This is a genomic window from Burkholderia sp. AU44665 (genome assembly GCF_030504405.1).
In the GTDB taxonomy this organism is placed as follows: Bacteria; Pseudomonadota; Gammaproteobacteria; order Burkholderiales; family Burkholderiaceae; genus Burkholderia; species Burkholderia semiarida.
Map to the genome: position 1 here is coordinate 60,779 of NZ_JAUJRI010000017.1, position 15,784 is coordinate 76,562.

General features: G+C 66.3%; 10 protein-coding genes. 2 read left to right on the forward strand and 8 right to left on the reverse strand.

Annotated elements, in window-relative coordinates; translation table 11 throughout:
- Positions 1 to 24 precede the first annotated feature (24 nt).
- Entirely contained in the window at positions 25 to 1,374 is a 1,350-nt protein-coding gene (locus QZM15_RS26210; RefSeq protein ID WP_302107544.1) for an NCS2 family permease, read from the reverse strand.
- A 94-nt stretch (positions 1,375 to 1,468) separates the two neighbouring features.
- Here QZM15_RS26210 and QZM15_RS26215 point away from each other — a divergent pair, with 94 nt between their 5' ends.
- Positions 1,469 to 2,377 carry a LysR family transcriptional regulator gene (locus QZM15_RS26215; RefSeq protein ID WP_302107545.1) on the forward strand — a complete coding sequence of 303 codons (909 nt, stop codon included), beginning with the start codon at positions 1,469 to 1,471 and terminating at the stop codon, positions 2,375 to 2,377.
- A gap of 31 nt (positions 2,378 to 2,408) precedes the next feature.
- On the opposite strand, the gene QZM15_RS26220 is transcribed toward QZM15_RS26215, so the two are convergent.
- From QZM15_RS26220 to QZM15_RS26235, 4 genes are all read right to left on the reverse strand, one after another.
- Positions 2,409 to 3,461, reverse strand: a complete 1,053-nt coding sequence (locus QZM15_RS26220) for a nucleoside hydrolase (RefSeq protein ID WP_124863229.1) — start codon at positions 3,459 to 3,461, stop codon at positions 2,409 to 2,411.
- A gap of 10 nt (positions 3,462 to 3,471) precedes the next feature.
- Positions 3,472 to 4,584 carry a porin gene (locus tag QZM15_RS26225; RefSeq protein WP_124863227.1) on the reverse strand — a complete coding sequence of 371 codons (1,113 nt, stop codon included), beginning with the start codon at positions 4,582 to 4,584 and terminating at the stop codon, positions 3,472 to 3,474.
- A 161-nt stretch (positions 4,585 to 4,745) separates the two neighbouring features.
- Positions 4,746 to 6,059 (reverse strand): hypothetical protein, encoded by a 1,314-nt coding sequence (locus tag QZM15_RS26230; RefSeq protein WP_124863225.1) that lies wholly within the window; start codon positions 6,057 to 6,059, stop codon positions 4,746 to 4,748.
- A 334-nt stretch (positions 6,060 to 6,393) separates the two neighbouring features.
- Positions 6,394 to 7,812: an MFS transporter gene (locus tag QZM15_RS26235; protein ID WP_124658426.1), complete on the reverse strand. Its 1,419-nt coding sequence runs from the start codon at positions 7,810 to 7,812 to the stop codon at positions 6,394 to 6,396.
- A 448-nt stretch (positions 7,813 to 8,260) separates the two neighbouring features.
- Here QZM15_RS26235 and QZM15_RS26240 point away from each other — a divergent pair, with 448 nt between their 5' ends.
- Entirely contained in the window at positions 8,261 to 10,705 is a 2,445-nt protein-coding gene (locus QZM15_RS26240; protein ID WP_124658425.1) for a DUF3772 domain-containing protein, read from the forward strand.
- A gap of 51 nt (positions 10,706 to 10,756) precedes the next feature.
- Here the strand turns inward: QZM15_RS26240 and QZM15_RS26245 are convergent, their stop codons facing one another.
- Genes QZM15_RS26245 through QZM15_RS26255 form a run of 3 tightly spaced genes read right to left on the reverse strand, consistent with a single transcriptional unit; the run spans position 10,757 to position 15,712 of the window.
- Positions 10,757 to 12,214 carry a TolC family protein gene (locus QZM15_RS26245; RefSeq protein WP_059575535.1) on the reverse strand — a complete coding sequence of 486 codons (1,458 nt, stop codon included), beginning with the start codon at positions 12,212 to 12,214 and terminating at the stop codon, positions 10,757 to 10,759.
- Positions 12,186 to 13,529 carry an HlyD family type I secretion periplasmic adaptor subunit gene (locus QZM15_RS26250; RefSeq protein WP_302107546.1) on the reverse strand — a complete coding sequence of 448 codons (1,344 nt, stop codon included), beginning with the start codon at positions 13,527 to 13,529 and terminating at the stop codon, positions 12,186 to 12,188. The genes QZM15_RS26245 and QZM15_RS26250 overlap by 29 nt, the downstream gene beginning before the upstream one ends.
- A complete protein-coding gene (locus QZM15_RS26255; RefSeq protein ID WP_302107547.1) occupies positions 13,526 to 15,712 on the reverse strand; it encodes a type I secretion system permease/ATPase in 2,187 nt (728 codons plus the stop codon). The genes QZM15_RS26250 and QZM15_RS26255 overlap by 4 nt, the downstream gene beginning before the upstream one ends.
- Between the last annotated feature and the right edge of the window lie 72 nt (positions 15,713 to 15,784).

Sequence of the window (15,784 nt, forward strand, 5' to 3'; positions counted from 1 at the left end):
GCCGATGCGTCGCGAAGCCGTCTCTCAGTGCGGCTTCACGACGGTCCAGAAGTAATAGCCGAGCGGCAGCGCGAGCACGACGAGCCCCCACGACACGTCGCGCCAGCGGCCGGCCAGCAGCTTGACGAGCACGTAGCACAGCAGCCCGCCGGCAATGCCGGTGCCGAAGCTGTTCGACATCAGCGTGAGCAGCACCATCGACATCACGGGCAGCGCATCGGTGAAGTCGTCGAAATGCGTGTGGCGGATCGTCGCGAACATCGACAGCCCGATCAGGATCAGCGCCGGTGCGGTGGCCTCCTTGGGGATCGCGAGCGCGACCGGCACGAACAGCAGCATCGCGGCGAACAGCATGGCCGCGGCCAGCGACGACAGCCCGCTGCGGCCGCCGGCTTCGACACCCGCCGCCGATTCGATCAGCGCGGTCAGCGCCGGAATGCCGAACACGGGGCCGAGCGTCGCGGCAAGCGAATCGACGAGGAACGGCCGGTTGATGTTCGGCAGGTTGCCCTGTTCGTCGAGCAGGTTCGCCTTCGCGCCGACCGCGAGCGCGGTGCCGAGCGTCGAGAAGAATTCCGCCGCGAAGAACGCGAACAGGTACGGCGCGGCGGCCAGGCTCAACGCGCTGCCGATATCGAGCTTGAACGCGATCGGCGCGATGCTGTGCGGCAGCGACATGAACGACGCGGGCAGGTGCGTGACGCCGAGCGGCACGCCGGCCGCGGCCGCGACGAGGATCGCGATCAGGATCGCGCCGGGCACCTTGCGCGCCTGCAGCACGATCGCGACCGCGAGGCCGATCAGCGCAACGAGCGCGCCCGGCCGCGAGAAGTCGCCGAGCGCGAACGCGTTGGTCTTCGCGTTCGCGACGACCATCCCCGCATTGCGCAGCCCGAGCATCGTGACGAACAGCCCGATCGACGCGCCGAGCCCGAGCTTGATCTGCACCGGAATCAGGCGCACCACGACGCCGCGCGCGCCGAGTATCGTCAGCAGGAAGAACAGCACGCCCGACACGCACGCGATGCCGAGGCCCGTCTGCCAGCCGACGTGCTCCGTCGTCGCGAGCGTCACGCCGATGATCACCGAGCCGCCGATACCGGGGCCGACGAGGAACGGCAGGTTCGCGTAAAGCCCCATCAGCGTGGTGAACAGCACGAACACGACGATCGTCGCGGTCGTCGCCGCGCCGCGGTCCATGCCGCCCGTCGCGAGCAGCGACGGGATCACGACGAGCAGGTACGCGGCCGCGAGAAACGACGTGACGCCCGCGATCGTCTCGGTGCGCACGCTCGTGCCCCGCGCGGCGAGCGCGAAGCGCCGCTCGAGCCAGTTGGCCGGCGCGTGCGCCGGCATCGTGTCAGTCGCTGACATGGTGGTTCTCCCGTGATTCAGAATATTGTCCAGTGTCGGGTCGTGCAGCGCGGTCTTATACTGCCGCGTACCGCATCCCGACCGTTATTGCCCGATGTCCGACCGCTCGTCGCTGCTCCCCGCGCTCACGCTGCGGCAGGTCCAGCACTTCGTCGTGCTCGCCCATGCACGCAGCTTCACGCAGGCCGCGCAGGCGCTGTCGCTCACGCAGCCCGCGCTCACCGCGTCCATCCGCCAGATCGAGTTCCTGCTCGGCGGCCGCCTGTTCGCACGCACCGCGCATCGCCTCACGCTGACCACCGCGGGCGAAGCCGTGCTGCCGCTCGCCGAACGCCTGCTCAACCAGGCACGCGGCACCTTCGACGACATGACGCGGCTCATCGGCGAACGTATCCAGACCGTGCGCATCGCGTTCATCCCGTCGGCCGCGGGCCGCCTGCTGCCCGCGCTCAACGCACTGCGCGACACGCACCCGACGCTGCGCTTCACGCTCACCGATTTGCCGAACAGCGCACTCGTCGAAGCGGTGCGCGACGGCGTCGCGGATCTCGGTATCGGCGTGCGCGAACCCGACGGCGACGACGGCACGCTGCGCTACCAGCAACTGTTCGAGGACGAAATCGTGATCGTCGTGCGGCACGACGATCCGCTCGCCCGCGCGAAAAGCGTCACGTGGGCGAAGCTCGTCGATCGCGACCTCGCGGTGTTCGTGCGCGGCAGCGTCAGCGAATCGCTGCATCGCACCGGCGGCGCCGGGAAACTGCGCCTGAACGTCACGTACCGGATGGAATACACGGAGCCGCTCTACGCGCTCGCGCGCAACGGCCTCGCGACCGCCGTGCTGCCGAGCCTCTACACGATGCATCTGCACGATCCCGAACTCGTCGCGCTGCGCGTCGACAAACCGCGCGTCACGCGAGCGATCTCGCTGATCTCGCTCGCCGCCGACGATCGCGGACCGCACGTACGCGCGTGCCGCGAGTGGATTGCGAAGCACATCTGATGCCACGTTCGCCGCGCGTGGCCGCCCGCGTTCAGGGCAGCTTCGCGATGCGCTCGACGAGCGTCGCGTAGAAGCGGTCCGCGTCGACTTCGTTGATCCACGTGGCATTCGGGGCACGGCCGCTGCGGCCGTTCCAGTCGACGACCGTCTCGCCGAGCGTCCATTGCCCGATCGTCTCGACCACCACGTTCACCTTGCGGCCGCCGAACAGCGTCGGATCGACGAGATAGCCGACGGCCGTCGGGTCGTACATCGGCGCGTCTTCAACACCGCGCCGCTTCTTGTTGTAGGCGAGCTCGGCCTCCATGATGTCCGCGACGATCGCGCCGCAGCGGTTGCCGAGCGCGCGGAACGGCGCGACGCGCGCCGGCGTGATCGGCGCCTTCACCGCGACGTCGCGCGGCAGCACGACGATCGGCACGCCGCTGCCGAACACGACGTCGGCAGCCTGCGGATCGACGTAGACGTTGAACTCCGCGGCCGGCGTGATGTTGCCGCGCTCGAAGAACGCGCCGCCCATCAGTACGATATCGCGCAGTGCGCCCCGAATCTGCGGCGCCTCGACCAGCGCGGTCGCGAGGTTCGTCAGCGGGCCGAGCGCGCACAGCGTCACGCTGTTCGGCGCCGCGCGGCTCAGCGTATCGACGAGGTACGACACCGCGTGACCGGCGGCGAGCGGCGCGCGCGGTGCGTGCAGTTCGACGCCTTCGAGCCCCGTCTTGCCGTGCACGTTCGCGGCCGTCACGAGGTCGCGCACGAGCGGGCGCGGGCAGCCCGCGTACACCGGCAGCGTCTTCGTGCGGCCGGCCCAGTCGCGGACGATCCGCGCATTGCGTTCGGTCAGATCGAGCGGCACGTTGCCTGCCACGGCCGTCAGCGCGCGCACGTCGAGCCGGTCCGGCGCGCCGAGCGCGAACAGAATCGCGATGGCGTCGTCCTGCCCCGGGTCGGTATCGATGATCACCGTGCGGCGCGCGGCGTCACCGCCGGCCGCGAATGCGCCCGTTTCGGGCAGCAGCGCGGTGCCGGCCAGCGCGGCGGACAGTTTCAGGAAGGTGCGGCGGGACGCGATCGGATGGGTCATGGTCGGGCGCTCAGAACACGTGCCGGACACCGAGCGTCGCCATCATCTGGCGCGTGCCGGTCGAACGCGCATACGCGAAGATCTGCGCGTGATCCGCGTCGCCGGCCGCCTGCTGCACGATCACCGTCAGCGCGACGTCGGTGCGTTTCGACAGGAAGTAATCGGCCTGCAGGTTCACCTGATGCCATTTCGGACGCTTGTCGATCACGTCGTACTTGCCGTTCGTGAACGCATACGCGGCGCCGAGAAAGAGCTGCGGCGTCATCGTGTAGACGACGTTCACGCCCAGGTTCTGCAGGTGCAGGTGCGAATTGTCGAGGTAATCGTAGCGCACGTCGGTGAACATCGCCGCGAACTGCGCGCGGCCGATCGTGTAGAAGCCGCCCGTGCCCGCGATCCGCTGCCGGCTTGCGTACGCGGCCGGCGACATCGCGCTCTTGCTGAAGATCAGCAGCGGCGAAGCATAGTCGTTCGCGATCGCGCCGTCCTGGTTCGTCGCGCTGTACGGATGGTTGTACTGCGCATAGACCGCGCTCCAGCGCAGCGGGCCGCGCTCATAGCCGAGCCCGAGGCTGTACGCGCTGTTGTTCGCGAAACCGGTGGCATTGCTGAAGCCGTACAGTGCGGTGAACTTCAGCCCGTAGTAGACGGGGCTCACGTACTTCACCGAGTTCTGCACGCGAATGTCGTTGTAGCCGTTGTCGTTGTCGCCGATGTTCACGCCGTTGCTCGCGATGATCACAGGCCCGATGTAGTCGTGGATCGCGTCGTACTGGCGGCCGAACGTCAGCGAACCGTAGGTACGATCGGCGAGCCCGACGTACGCCATGCGCCCGAACTCGCGGCCATTCTGCGCGGCCGTGCCCGTCATCACGTTGAAGCCGTTTTCGAGCTGGAAGACCGCGGACAGCCCCTGCCCCAGATCCTCCTTGCCCTTCAGCCCCCAGCGCGGGTTCTGGTTCGTGCCGGACAGCGCCTGCCACGCGTTCTTGCCGCCCTGATTCGTCGCGAACCCGACACCGGCCGAGATGAGACCGTACAGCGTGATGCTGCTTTGCGCACCGGCATGGGTCGCGAAGGCGCCGAGCATCGCGAGCGGAGCGAGCTTGTAGAGAGTTTTCATGCGGGTCGTGTGGTCGATGAGGGTCCAGGCGCGGCAGGGTTCCGCGAAACTGGGCACGACTATACGAACCCGGATCGGATAATAAAAGTTTGCTTTCCTTATATGTCAATAAAACGGATTTATTCTCATCTTCACGCCTTCCGCGCTCGGCGAACGGGCCGTCAATCCGCCGTGTCCCCGCCCTTCGGCAGCTTCGACCACGCGCCGCGCCCCGGCATCGGCGACCAGGCCGGGCGGGTCTTGCGCGCGCTGTCGATCACGACCAGATAGCGGCCCGCGATCGGCGTGATGTCGCGATCGCGACGCAGCACCCACAGCGACTTGCCGGCCTCTACGCGTGCCTGATAGTCGTCGTCGAGCAGCCCGTGCTGGTCGAGGAACGTATTCAGCGACGCGGGAATCCGTACGCAGCCCTTCGAATGCCGGATGCCGAGCAGCGCTTCGAGCCGGTCGGGGTCGGTCGCATGCATCTGGAAGCGCATCGGCGACACGCCGCCCTTGCCCCAGCCGCGCTCGCCGTCCACCCAGCCGAAATCGTAGATGCGCATGTCGCGGCGGCCGTAGCCGCGGATACCGTTCTCGTTCGTCGTGCCTTCCGCGCGGAAATCCATCGTATCGGGCGAGTGATGGAACACGCCGAGCGGCGTCAGGAAATGGTCGTACTGGCCCGGCAACCCGGTGCCGACCGGTGATGCGCCGATCATCAGCCACGCATTGGCCGGCGTCGCGCGAAAGTAGATGAACAGCGCCTGCACGTTCGGCGCGCGATCGACCATCACGACGTATTCGCCCGCGAGATCGCCGAGGTCCGCATCGGCGAGTGCTTTCTGAAGCCGCTCGCCGTACGCGCGCTGCTCGTTCGCCGGCACGTTCAGGCGTCGCGTGACTTCCTGCGTGAATCGCTTGCGGATGTCGAGCGCGCGCGTCGTCGCGCGTTGGGCTTCCTCGGCAGACATCGGCGGATGCCGGCGCGGCGGAGTGGGCGGAGGCGGCTCGGCCTCGCTGGCGGGCGTGCCGGATGCGGCCGATGCAGGCGCGGCGGCCGACGCCGCGGATGCGGCCGACGCACCCGATGCCGCGCCCGCGGGTTCCGCGTGATTCACGTGTGACGCGGCGGATGCCGGCGCTGCCGCCGATGATGCACCCGGCGCCGCATGCGCGGACGAAGCCGGATGCGTACCGGAGGGCGCCGAAGCAGGCGGCACAGCGGGTGAGGATGAGGACGAGGATGACGCGGCAGACGGCGCAGCGTCGGACGCGGCAAAGGCAGGCGGCTCGGCGAGCACGGAAATCGACACTGCGGCAGCAAGCCACACGGATGCGGCGACTGCGCGATCGAGGCAACGCGGCTTCGCAAAGCGCCGCGTCAAATAGGCAAGAATCATACGTTCGAGGCCATCGGCCGATCCCGCCGCCGCATGCTGCTGGTGCGAGCGGCGCATCTTCCGCGCAAGCCATCGACACGTCCGGCGCATCGCGCGCGCCCGGCGCCGACGCCTCTTCGCGGCGGAGCCGTTCGCTGATGCAACGCGGGCGCTCCGATGGCGGCTAATGAGTCGTCAGGCCCTCCATTTTACTCGTCGGTGCGTGAATCGGCAGCGACGAAAACCGCGATTTCCCGTGAAATTGCGCTTCGTCACGCTTTGTTTCAACTCGTTTCCACTTGCGCGTTCGTTGCATGGCAGGCTCGTGCCGTTCGATCGATTCGGTCAACCAATCATTCCAACGCCCCGTCCATCTGAACTCAGAACCTCGACCACATCGCACGCATGTCGCACGAACCGCGCGACACGCGTGCGCACCTGCCCACTACTTCGAGATGGTTTCGAGCGCGATACCCTTCGTGCGCGGTCCCATCCCTCCGATCGCGGCCATTACGATCACCATCGCGCCCGCGATGAACGCGAACACGCCGAACGTGCCGAAACCGCGCAGCACGGCCGCGATCACGAACGACGAGAAGATTGCCGAGAAGCGGCTCCACGAATAGACGAAACCGACGGCCCGCGCGCGGATCGACGTCGGGAACAGCTCCGCCTGATATGCGTGGAAGCTGTACGACATGATGTTGCTCGCGAGCGTGAGGCCGATGCCGAGCACGATCAGGAAAGCGCCCACCGTCGTCTGGCTGAACAGCAGCCCGCACACGACGATCGCCGCCGCCATTGCGACGATCACCGACTTGCGCTCGAAGCGATCGGCGATCACGAGGCCGATCAGTGGGCCGATCGGCGCCGCGAGCGCGATCACGCTCGAATACATCAGGCTCGACGTGATCGTGATGCCCTGCTTGATCAGCAGCGTCGGCACCCAGTTCGCGAAACCGTAGAAGCCGACCGTCTGGAACACGTTGAAGATCGTCATCATGATCGTGCGGCTGCGATACGGCGGCACCCACATGTCGCGGAAGCTGCCGCGCGGCGGCACGGGTTCGGCCGGCGCGGGCAGCGGCAGCGGCCGCCCGTATTCGGCTTCGACCTTCGCCTCGAGCGCGCGCATGATGCGGTCGGCTTCGTCGACCCGGCCCTGCTGCGCGAGCCAGCGCGGGCTTTCCGGCAGTTCGCGGCGGATCCACCACACGAACAGCGCGCCATGCGCGCCGATCAGCACGACCCAGCGCCAGCCGTCGAGGCCGAGCGGCGCGTGCGGCACGAGCAGGTACGCGAGAAACGCGACCACCGGCACCGCGACGAACCCCACCGCCTGCTCGCACGCGAACGCGCGACCGCGGATCTGCTTCGGCACGAGTTCGGAGATGTACGTGCCGATCGTCACCATCTCGACGCCGAGGCCGAGACCGACGACGAAGCGCCAGAAATTCAGCCCGGTCGCGGTGTCCTGGAACGCCATCACGACGTTCGCGGCCGTGTACCACAGCAGCGACCACGTGAAGATCGCGCGGCGGCCGAAGCGGTCGGCGAGGAAGCCGCACGCGATCGTGCCGATGAAGAGCCCCGAGAACAGCGCGGCGATGAAACTCGCGACGCCCGTGGTGCCGAACAGACCGTGCGTCGTCGCGGAAAGGATGCCGCTTTTCACGAGGCCCGGCGCGACGTAGCCGCTGTACAGCAGATCGTAGAGTTCGAAGAAGAAGCCGAGGCTCAGCAGCACGACGAGCTTCCAGACGCTGCGCGTCGGCGGCAGGCGGTCGAGGCGGGCCGAAATGGAGCCGGGGTCGATGGAGGGGGATGGGGCTTGTGCCTGCGGAAGGCTGTCCGTTGAGGCCATCTTGGGCGCGTCTCCTGATCGTGTCGTGTTGTGTGTTGTCGTCCGGCGGACCGTCGAACCGCCGCCGGGCGAATCGCTGCATTGTACCGGCACGCCCGTTTCGCGCAGGTGCGAACCGGCAAGTCGGCTGCGATACAGGCACCGAACCGAATCGATGCCCGATTCCGCGCCGGATAATGTGTAAATTGCGTAACCGTGTATCAGAGCCGAAACGCGCGTCAGCTCGGCGTTGCAGCGCCGCCTTCCCCCGCCCGCCGGCGGCGCAAGCCCGGCAATACGGGCCTGCCGCGCCGTTTCGCGCAGGCACGCGCCGCCAAAATCGCGGCGAACGGCAAGACGCAATCGGTACAACCACGCGTTCCGCGCCCCGGTAACATGCTACCGGGCCAACTACCGGCTTCCGGCTGCCTTTCGGCAATCGGCATTGTCGGCAAATCGTAAGCATTCCATGTCCATACAACGACTATCCCTGTACGCCCGCCGGATCGTGCTGATCGCGCTGCTGCAGTTCGCGGCGATCGCGACCGCCTCGGCGTTTCCGGCGGCCGCGTCCGCGCCTGTCGCGAGCGGCGTCGGCGCAACCGAGCCGGCCATCTCGCTGCCCGACGCGGTCGCGCAGCTCAAGCAGATGCAGGCCGAGCTGGACCGCATCAAGCAGCAGACTTCGACTACGTCCAACAGCAAGGAGCTGGACGCGCTCGACGATTCGGCGCAGGAACTGAGCGCCGATGTCGCGAAACTGCAGAGCGATCTCACGCCGCAACGCGCGCAGGTCCAGGCGCAACTCGACGTGCTCGGGCCGCCGCCGGCCGAAGGCGCCGCGCCGGAAACGCCCGCCGTCGCGAAGCAGCGGGCCACGCTCGACGCGCGCAAGACGCAGATCGACGCCGCGCTGAAGCAGGCCGCCGACCAGAAGGCGAGCCTCGCGAACCTGACCGAGCAATTCGCGAAGCTGCACCGCAGCCTGCTGAAGAACCAGCTCGCGTTCCGTTCGGGCAGCATCTTCAGCGCGCAGTTCTGGCTGCCGCTGTTCCACCTGGCGCCGGACGACCGTCAGCGACTCGACGATTTCAACGGCGAACTGTTCGACATGCTGCGCTCGTCGTGGGTGCCCGGGCAGCGGACGATCACCGCGATGCTGCTGATCGCCGCATTCGCGGCATGGCTCGGCGGCCGCCGGCTCATCGAGCGCGGGCTCGCCTGGGTCGCGCTGAACCGCCTGCCGCCCACGCGCCTGCGGCGCAGTGCGCTGGCGCTGTCGACCGCCCTGTCGACCTTCCTGGCAACGGCGATTGCGGTGCAGATCTTCTACCTCGCCGTCGCGCGCCGCTACGAGCTCACGCCGTCGCTGACCGATCTGTGGGACCAGTTCGTGAAGCTCGCCGCGACCTGCGCGCTGATCGCGGGCCTCGGCCGTGCGCTGCTCTGCACCAAGCACCCGTCGTGGCGCCTGCCCGCGCTCGCCGATCCCGTCGCGCTCGCGATGAAGCCGTTCCCCAGCATCCTCGCCGCGCTGCTGCTGGTATCCGGTACGCTCGAATCGATCAACCGGATCGTCGACACCAGCCTGTCGGTCACGCTGTTCGGCCGCGGCATCGTATCGCTCGTCGTCGCGCTGACGGTCGGCGCGTCGCTGTTGCGCGCGAACCGCGCGCGTGCCGCACTCGCGGCGGCAGGCGAGGCGCCGGAGCAACGCTCGACGCTCGCGGGCCTGATCCATGCCGGCGTCACGCTCGCGATCGTCGTATCGTTGATCGCACTCCTGATCGGTTACATCACGGTCGCGCGCTTCATCACGTACGAGCTCGTGTGGTTCGAGATCGTGCTGTGCGCGACCTACATCCTGATCCAGTTGACGCGCGACGCGAGCGAGAGCCTGTTCTCGTCGAGCCTGTCGACGGGCCAGCAGATCAAGCACCTGTTCGCGCTCGAAGACCGTCACCTCGATCAGGCGCGCACGGTCCTGTCCGGCTTCGGCACGAGCCTGCTGATGCTGATCGCGGCGATCGCGCTGCTGACGGGCGGCTTCGGCACGACGCCCGGCGACCTGCTCGACAGCGCGGTCGCGATGATCGGCAGCCAGCGGCTGCAGAGCCTGAACATCATGCCCGACCGGATCATGAACGCCGTGATCGGGTTCGCGATCGGCTTCTACCTGCTGCGCTCGCTGCGCCGCTGGCTCGACGGCGAGTTCATGCCCGCGCTCGGCATGGATACCGGCATGCGCGTGTCGCTGATCACGCTGTTCACCAACGTCGGCTACGTGCTGCTCGTGCTGATGACGCTCGGTCTGCTCGGCGTCAGGTGGAGCAATCTCGCGTGGATCGTCAGCGCGTTGTCGGTCGGTATCGGCTTCGGCCTGCAGGAAATCGTGAAGAACTTCGTGTCGGGGCTGATCCTGTTGACCGAGCGCCCGGTGAAGGTGGGCGACATGGTCAGCATCGCGGGCGTCGAAGGCGACATCCGCCGCATCAACGTGCGCGCGACCGAGATCCAGTTGAGCGACCGCTCGACCGTGATCGTGCCGAATTCGCAGTTGATCTCGCAGAACGTGCGCAACGTAACGATGGGCAACAGCACGCAGGGTGTCGCGACGCTGGTGCTGACGTTCCCGCTGAACACCGATCCGGAACAGGTGCGCGACCTGCTGCTCGATGCGTATCGCGCGCACCCGGCGATTCTCGACAAACCGGCGCCGTCGGTGACGTTCAGCCAGCTCGCGCCGGACGGGATCACGCTGAGCGTGACGGGTTACGTGTCGAGCCCGCGGATCGCGAGTTCGACGAAGAGCGATCTGCTGTTCGAGATCCTCAAGCAGTTGCGCGCGGCGGGGATTACGCTGTCGAGCCCGCAGATGCTGGTCGTGCAGAACATGCCGGCGGAAGAGAAGTGAACAAAGACGGCCGGTCGCGTACTGCAGCTACCGCGATGGCCGTCTCCAGTCCTACCGGAATGCCCATCGTCCGATGATGCCGGCGCTGGCAAGCAGTCGAAGCCGTGCCGCCTCCCATTCGGCGAGCGTTCGCACCCGTTCCTGGCGGGCATCGGCAAGCGCCGCCTGCGCCGACAGCAGTTCCAGAATATCGCCTGCGCCGAACGCGTAACGATTGCGCGCCGATGTCAGCGCCGCTTCCGCGGCAGCCAGCAAGCGTGCCGACGCTCCCAGGTTATCCGCCGTCGTCTCCGCATCGGCGTGAGCCTTCAGCACGTCACGCAGAATCTGCTGCTGCGTATCGTGAAGCTGTGCCTGTGCCAGTTCGGTCTGAGCCTGCGCGCCGCGAATCCGATACGTGCGGGAAAAACCGTCAAAGAACGGAATCGTCAGAGTCAGGCCGATGCTGGTTTGCGTCGCCCGCACCGACTGCAGCCCCTGATTCGGGTAGCCGTTCCGGGACAACGTGCCGCTCAGATCCAGCGTCGGCATACCCTCTGACCGTGCAGTCGTCACCTTCGCTTGTGCAGCCTCCCATTTGGCTCGCGCTGCACGAATCTCGGGATGAGAACCTTCGGCCGCGCGAAGCCAGTCGCTTAGCTGGCGCTCCGCGTCCAGCGCAACTGGTACGACTGCCTCTTCGACCTCGACCCGCGTGCCGGCGGGCAGACCGGTCGCAAAGACCAGTTCGGCGCGGGCCCGCGCGACCTCTCCGCCCGCTCGCCGGGCAGCGAGCAATGCCTTGGCCAACGCCGTCTCCGCCTGCAATACGTCTGCTCGGGATGCAACGCCCATGGCCAGTCGCTTACGCGACGCACGCAGCGTCGATTCCGCCAAGGTCGCGGATTCGGTACGCGCGGCAAACGCGGCTTGAGCATTCTGAACATCGAAATAACTCCCGACGACATCCGCGACCGCCTTTTGCATCGCTGCGTCGTGGCTCGCCAGCGCGGCCGTCAGCAGCTGTTGCGCCGCCGCGCCGTTTGCAGCCCGCCCGCCAAAGTCGAGTAGCCGCCAGTTCAACGTCGCGTTCGACGCTCGACCGACACCGCGCGTATTCATCGACGGTGCATCGGGATACCGGCTATATGTCGTCAGTTGGCTGATCGATCCGCTGATAGTGGGGAGCCATGCCGATCTGGCTTCACCCACCGCAGCGGCCTGGATCTTGATCGATGCCCACGCCGCTCGGATACGGGGGTTGTGGCATAGCGCAAGATCGACCGCATCACCAATCGTCAGCGGCTTCGCCGGGTCAGTCGACGAAGCGCACACAACTGGCGCGTCATCGCCCGGTAATCGCTTCCCCGCATCCAGCACCGGCGGACGGGTCAGCAGCGGATCGGCGAGGCCATCCGGAATCCAGCGTGTTTCGGCATTGCACGCAATCGAAACCAACATCAGGCCGAAGATCCACGGACGCGCGCGATCTTTCAAGCTCCTAGCGCTCACGCAAACTCTCCCGTGCATGCTGCAGCAACGGCGACAGCACATACTCGATTACCCGCCGCGTGCCGGTTCTGATTTCCGCACTGCCCGACATACCCGGCGACAGTGCGATCTCGCGACCGTCGATCATCAGCGCCGAACGATCGAGCATGATCCTGACCGAGTAGACGAGCCCCTTCTTGTCGTCGTCTATCGCATCGCGCGAGACATGACTCACGGTCGCCGACACCGTGCCGTATTTCGTGTACTCGAATGCGTCGATCTTCACGCTGGCGGCCTGCCCTTCCTTGACGAAGCCGATATCCCGGTTGTCGACGAATGCTTCCATTTCTACCGCCCCCTCTCGCGGCACGATCTGCATCAGCGGCTGCGCGGCCGGCACCGCCGTCCCGATGGTGTGGACGGCGAGCTGCTGGACGGTTCCGTCGATCGGCGCGGTCAGGCGCAGCAGTTCCCCGTGTGCCTCCGCTCGCCGCATGTCGCCCGACGACGCGTCCACGATACGCTGCGCATCGTTCAGCGCATCCTGGGTATTCCTTCGCGTCTCTGCCACGAGCGCCGCGCGTTGGTGACGAGCATCCGCCAGTTGTCCCGCCATATCGATGCGCTGCTGCTCGGCCTCGATCCACGCGTGCTCCGCAACGTCACCGGTCTTCATCAACCTGGCGTAATCGTCCGCACGACGCGCCGCAAGCGGAGCGGCCTGGCCGTACCTGTGTATTTCGCTGTCGAGACGGTCCCGCCGCGCGACGAAATCGCGCCATTGATCCAGCAGGTGTCGCTCGACCTCGCGCCGCCGCTCGGGCGACACGCCCTCCACATCCGCCAGTCGAGGTTGTCGCCCCGTGTCGATCGCGTCGATCAACGCCCGTGCACGCTCGACCTGCAGTACCGCATTCAGCCGGTCGCCGTCCGCCCGTTGACGTTCGGCGTCGATCACGCGTGTGTCGAGATCGATCAGCGCATCGCCCGTCTTCACGATCTGGCCGTCGCGCACGTGCAGCGCTCTGACGCTCGCCACTTCGACCGCCGCCAGTGTCTTGGTCCGGGAGGATGGAATGATCTTGCCGCCGCCGTCGACGACAATGTCGATTTTCCCGAAATACGACCAGACGATCGCCGTCATCACGAGCAGGATGAGTATGCGCGCGACCCACCGGCCTGCCGGCGAGACAGGCGCCGCCTGGACCGACAGCGCCGCCGGGAGAAATTCGGCCTCGTTCGCGTCGAATGCCGGCAGCGTCATCCGATGGCGTCGCTTCCAGCAGTGACGCCAGACGTCGCGGTAACGCCCCACCAGTTCACGCCAGGCCTCTGCCTGCTGCAGCACGCTCATGTCCGTGCCTCCGCTACGTCGCGGCCGCCCTGTTGCAGCGAATACAAGTGTGCGTAGATGCCATCCCGCATGCGCAGCAGTGTGTCGTGCGTACCGCTTTCCACGATCTGCCCGCGATCCATCACGAGAATCCGGTCGGCATCGCGCACCGCCGAGAGCCGGTGCGCAATGATCAATACCGTGCGTCGCGCGCAGATGTCGCGCATGTTGGCCTGTATGACGGCTTCGGATTCGTAGTCGAGCGCGCTGGTCGCCTCGTCGAATATCAGGATGCGTGGATCGGTCATCAATGCGCGGGCAATGGCGATGCGCTGCCGCTGGCCACCCGAGAGTCCGGTGCCATGCTCGCCGACGAGTGTGTCGTACCCCTCCGGAAGTTCGCAGACGAACTCGTGTGCGCCGGCCAGCCTCGCGGCATCGATCACCGCGTCGATCGACGCAGTGGGTCGAGCCAGCGCGATGTTGTCCCGTACCGAACGATTGAACAGCGTGTTTTCCTGCAAAACGACGCCAATCTGCTGGCGAAGGCTCGCCGTATCGATCACGGCGATATCCTGCCCGTCGACGAGCACTCGCCCGCGATCCGGCACGTATAGCCGCTGCGCGAGCTTGGTCAGTGTGCTTTTGCCCGACCCGGAGCGGCCGACGATTCCAATGACCTCCCCCGCCGCGATCCTGACGGAGATCTGCCGGATGACATCGCTTGCATCCGGCCGGTAGCGAAACGATACCTGGTCGAACTCGATCGCCCCGTCGAGACGGGGTACACGCGTCTTTTTCGCTGCGGTTTCGGGCGCCGTGTTCAGGATATCCCCGAGGCGCCCCATCGAAATCCCCACCTGTTGAAAGTCGTTCCACAACTGCGCGAGACGCAGTATCGGACTGGATACCTGCCCGGCCAGCATGTTGAACGCGACGAGCTCGCCGACCGTCAACTTGCCGTCGATCACCAGCGTGGCGCCCAGCCACATGATCGCCGCGGTCACCAGCTTGCTGATCAACGTCACGCCGCCGCTTGCAATCGTGGCAACGTTGGTCGCCGCCAGTCCCGCACTCACATAAGCGGCCAGTTGACGATCCCATCGGTCCGTCCAGCGCGGCTCGAGTGCCATCGCCTTGACCGTATCGATTCCGCTGATGGTTTCAACGAGGAACGACTGATTCTCGGCGCCCTTATTGAATTTTTCGTTCAGACGCCGCCGAATGATCGGCGTAAACACGACCGACAACAATACGTAGAGCGGAATCGAAACACCGACGATCAACGTGAGCCACGCGCTGTACCAGAGCATCACCCCGAGAAAAACGAACGAAAACGCGAGGTCCATCACCAGCGTCACGGCGTTGCCGGTCAGGAACGCGCGAATGTTCTCCAGCTCGCGAATACGGGCGACGGAATCGCCTACACGGCGCGCCTGAAACCACGCCAGCGGTAACGCCAAAAGATGGCGGAAGAGCCGCGCGCCGAGTTCGACGTCGATCTTGCTGCTCGTATGCGCGAAGACCCACGTTCGTATCCCCGAGAGCGCCGCCTCGAACAGCGTCGCGCAAATCAGCCCAACGGCGATCACGTTCAACGTCTTCATCGCGTGATTGACGAGCACCTTGTCCATCACCACCTGGAAGAAGAGCGGCGTGGCAAGCGCAATCAATTGCAACACCAGAGAAATCACGAGGACCTCGCCCAGCAGCTTTCGATACGTGACGATTGCCGGAATGAACCAGCTGAAATCGAAGCGCGCCAGAGTGCCCGCAATGCTGCTCCTGCTCGTGAAATAGATGAGCTCTCCCGTCCAGATTTCCAAAAGACGCTCGCGCGTCAGCACGGTAGGCGCCTCACCCGGAAACTGGACAAGCGTTCGAGGCGCGCGCGTTCCATCCCCGGCCTGATACTGCGCGACCACGAAATAGCCGCCTTCACCCTTCATCCGTGCGACCGCGGGCATAGGCGCCCGATCCAGTCGTTCGGGGTTCTGTTGAACGACCCGGGCCGTCATGCCGAGCGAACGCGCGGCTCGCAGGATTGTTTGAGTATCGAAACGATCGAAACCAAATTCATGTCGCAACGCGGCTTCGTCGGCCGCGATGCCGTGCAGGCTCGCCATCGTCAGAACGACGGCGAGACCGGAGTCGACATCCTGCGTCGGAAACGACGCCTGAGGCCGGAAATTGGAACTGTCCATGGAGGGAATACGTGGCGAGGAAGGAAATGCGATACGGCCGGCAGCAGGCCGTCCGGTCGCACTAATGTGCAA

Bases quoted from the DNA above. Each gene is read 5' to 3' on its own strand.
- QZM15_RS26230 (WP_124863225.1), bottom strand. From the start codon at position 6,059: ATGCGCCGGACGTGTCGATGGCTTGCGCGGAAGATGCGCCGCTCGCAC.
- QZM15_RS26210 (WP_302107544.1), bottom strand. From the start codon at position 1,374: ATGTCAGCGACTGACACGATGCCGGCGCACGCGCCGGCCAACTGGCTC.
- QZM15_RS26255 (WP_302107547.1), bottom strand. From the start codon at position 15,712: ATGGACAGTTCCAATTTCCGGCCTCAGGCGTCGTTTCCGACGCAGGAT.
- QZM15_RS26215 (WP_302107545.1), top strand. From the start codon at position 1,469: ATGTCCGACCGCTCGTCGCTGCTCCCCGCGCTCACGCTGCGGCAGGTC.
- QZM15_RS26235 (WP_124658426.1), bottom strand. From the start codon at position 7,812: ATGGCCTCAACGGACAGCCTTCCGCAGGCACAAGCCCCATCCCCCTCC.
- QZM15_RS26250 (WP_302107546.1), bottom strand. From the start codon at position 13,529: ATGAGCGTGCTGCAGCAGGCAGAGGCCTGGCGTGAACTGGTGGGGCGT.
- QZM15_RS26225 (WP_124863227.1), bottom strand. From the start codon at position 4,584: ATGAAAACTCTCTACAAGCTCGCTCCGCTCGCGATGCTCGGCGCCTTC.
- QZM15_RS26220 (WP_124863229.1), bottom strand. From the start codon at position 3,461: ATGACCCATCCGATCGCGTCCCGCCGCACCTTCCTGAAACTGTCCGCC.
- QZM15_RS26245 (WP_059575535.1), bottom strand. From the start codon at position 12,214: ATGCACGGGAGAGTTTGCGTGAGCGCTAGGAGCTTGAAAGATCGCGCG.
- QZM15_RS26240 (WP_124658425.1), top strand. From the start codon at position 8,261: ATGTCCATACAACGACTATCCCTGTACGCCCGCCGGATCGTGCTGATC.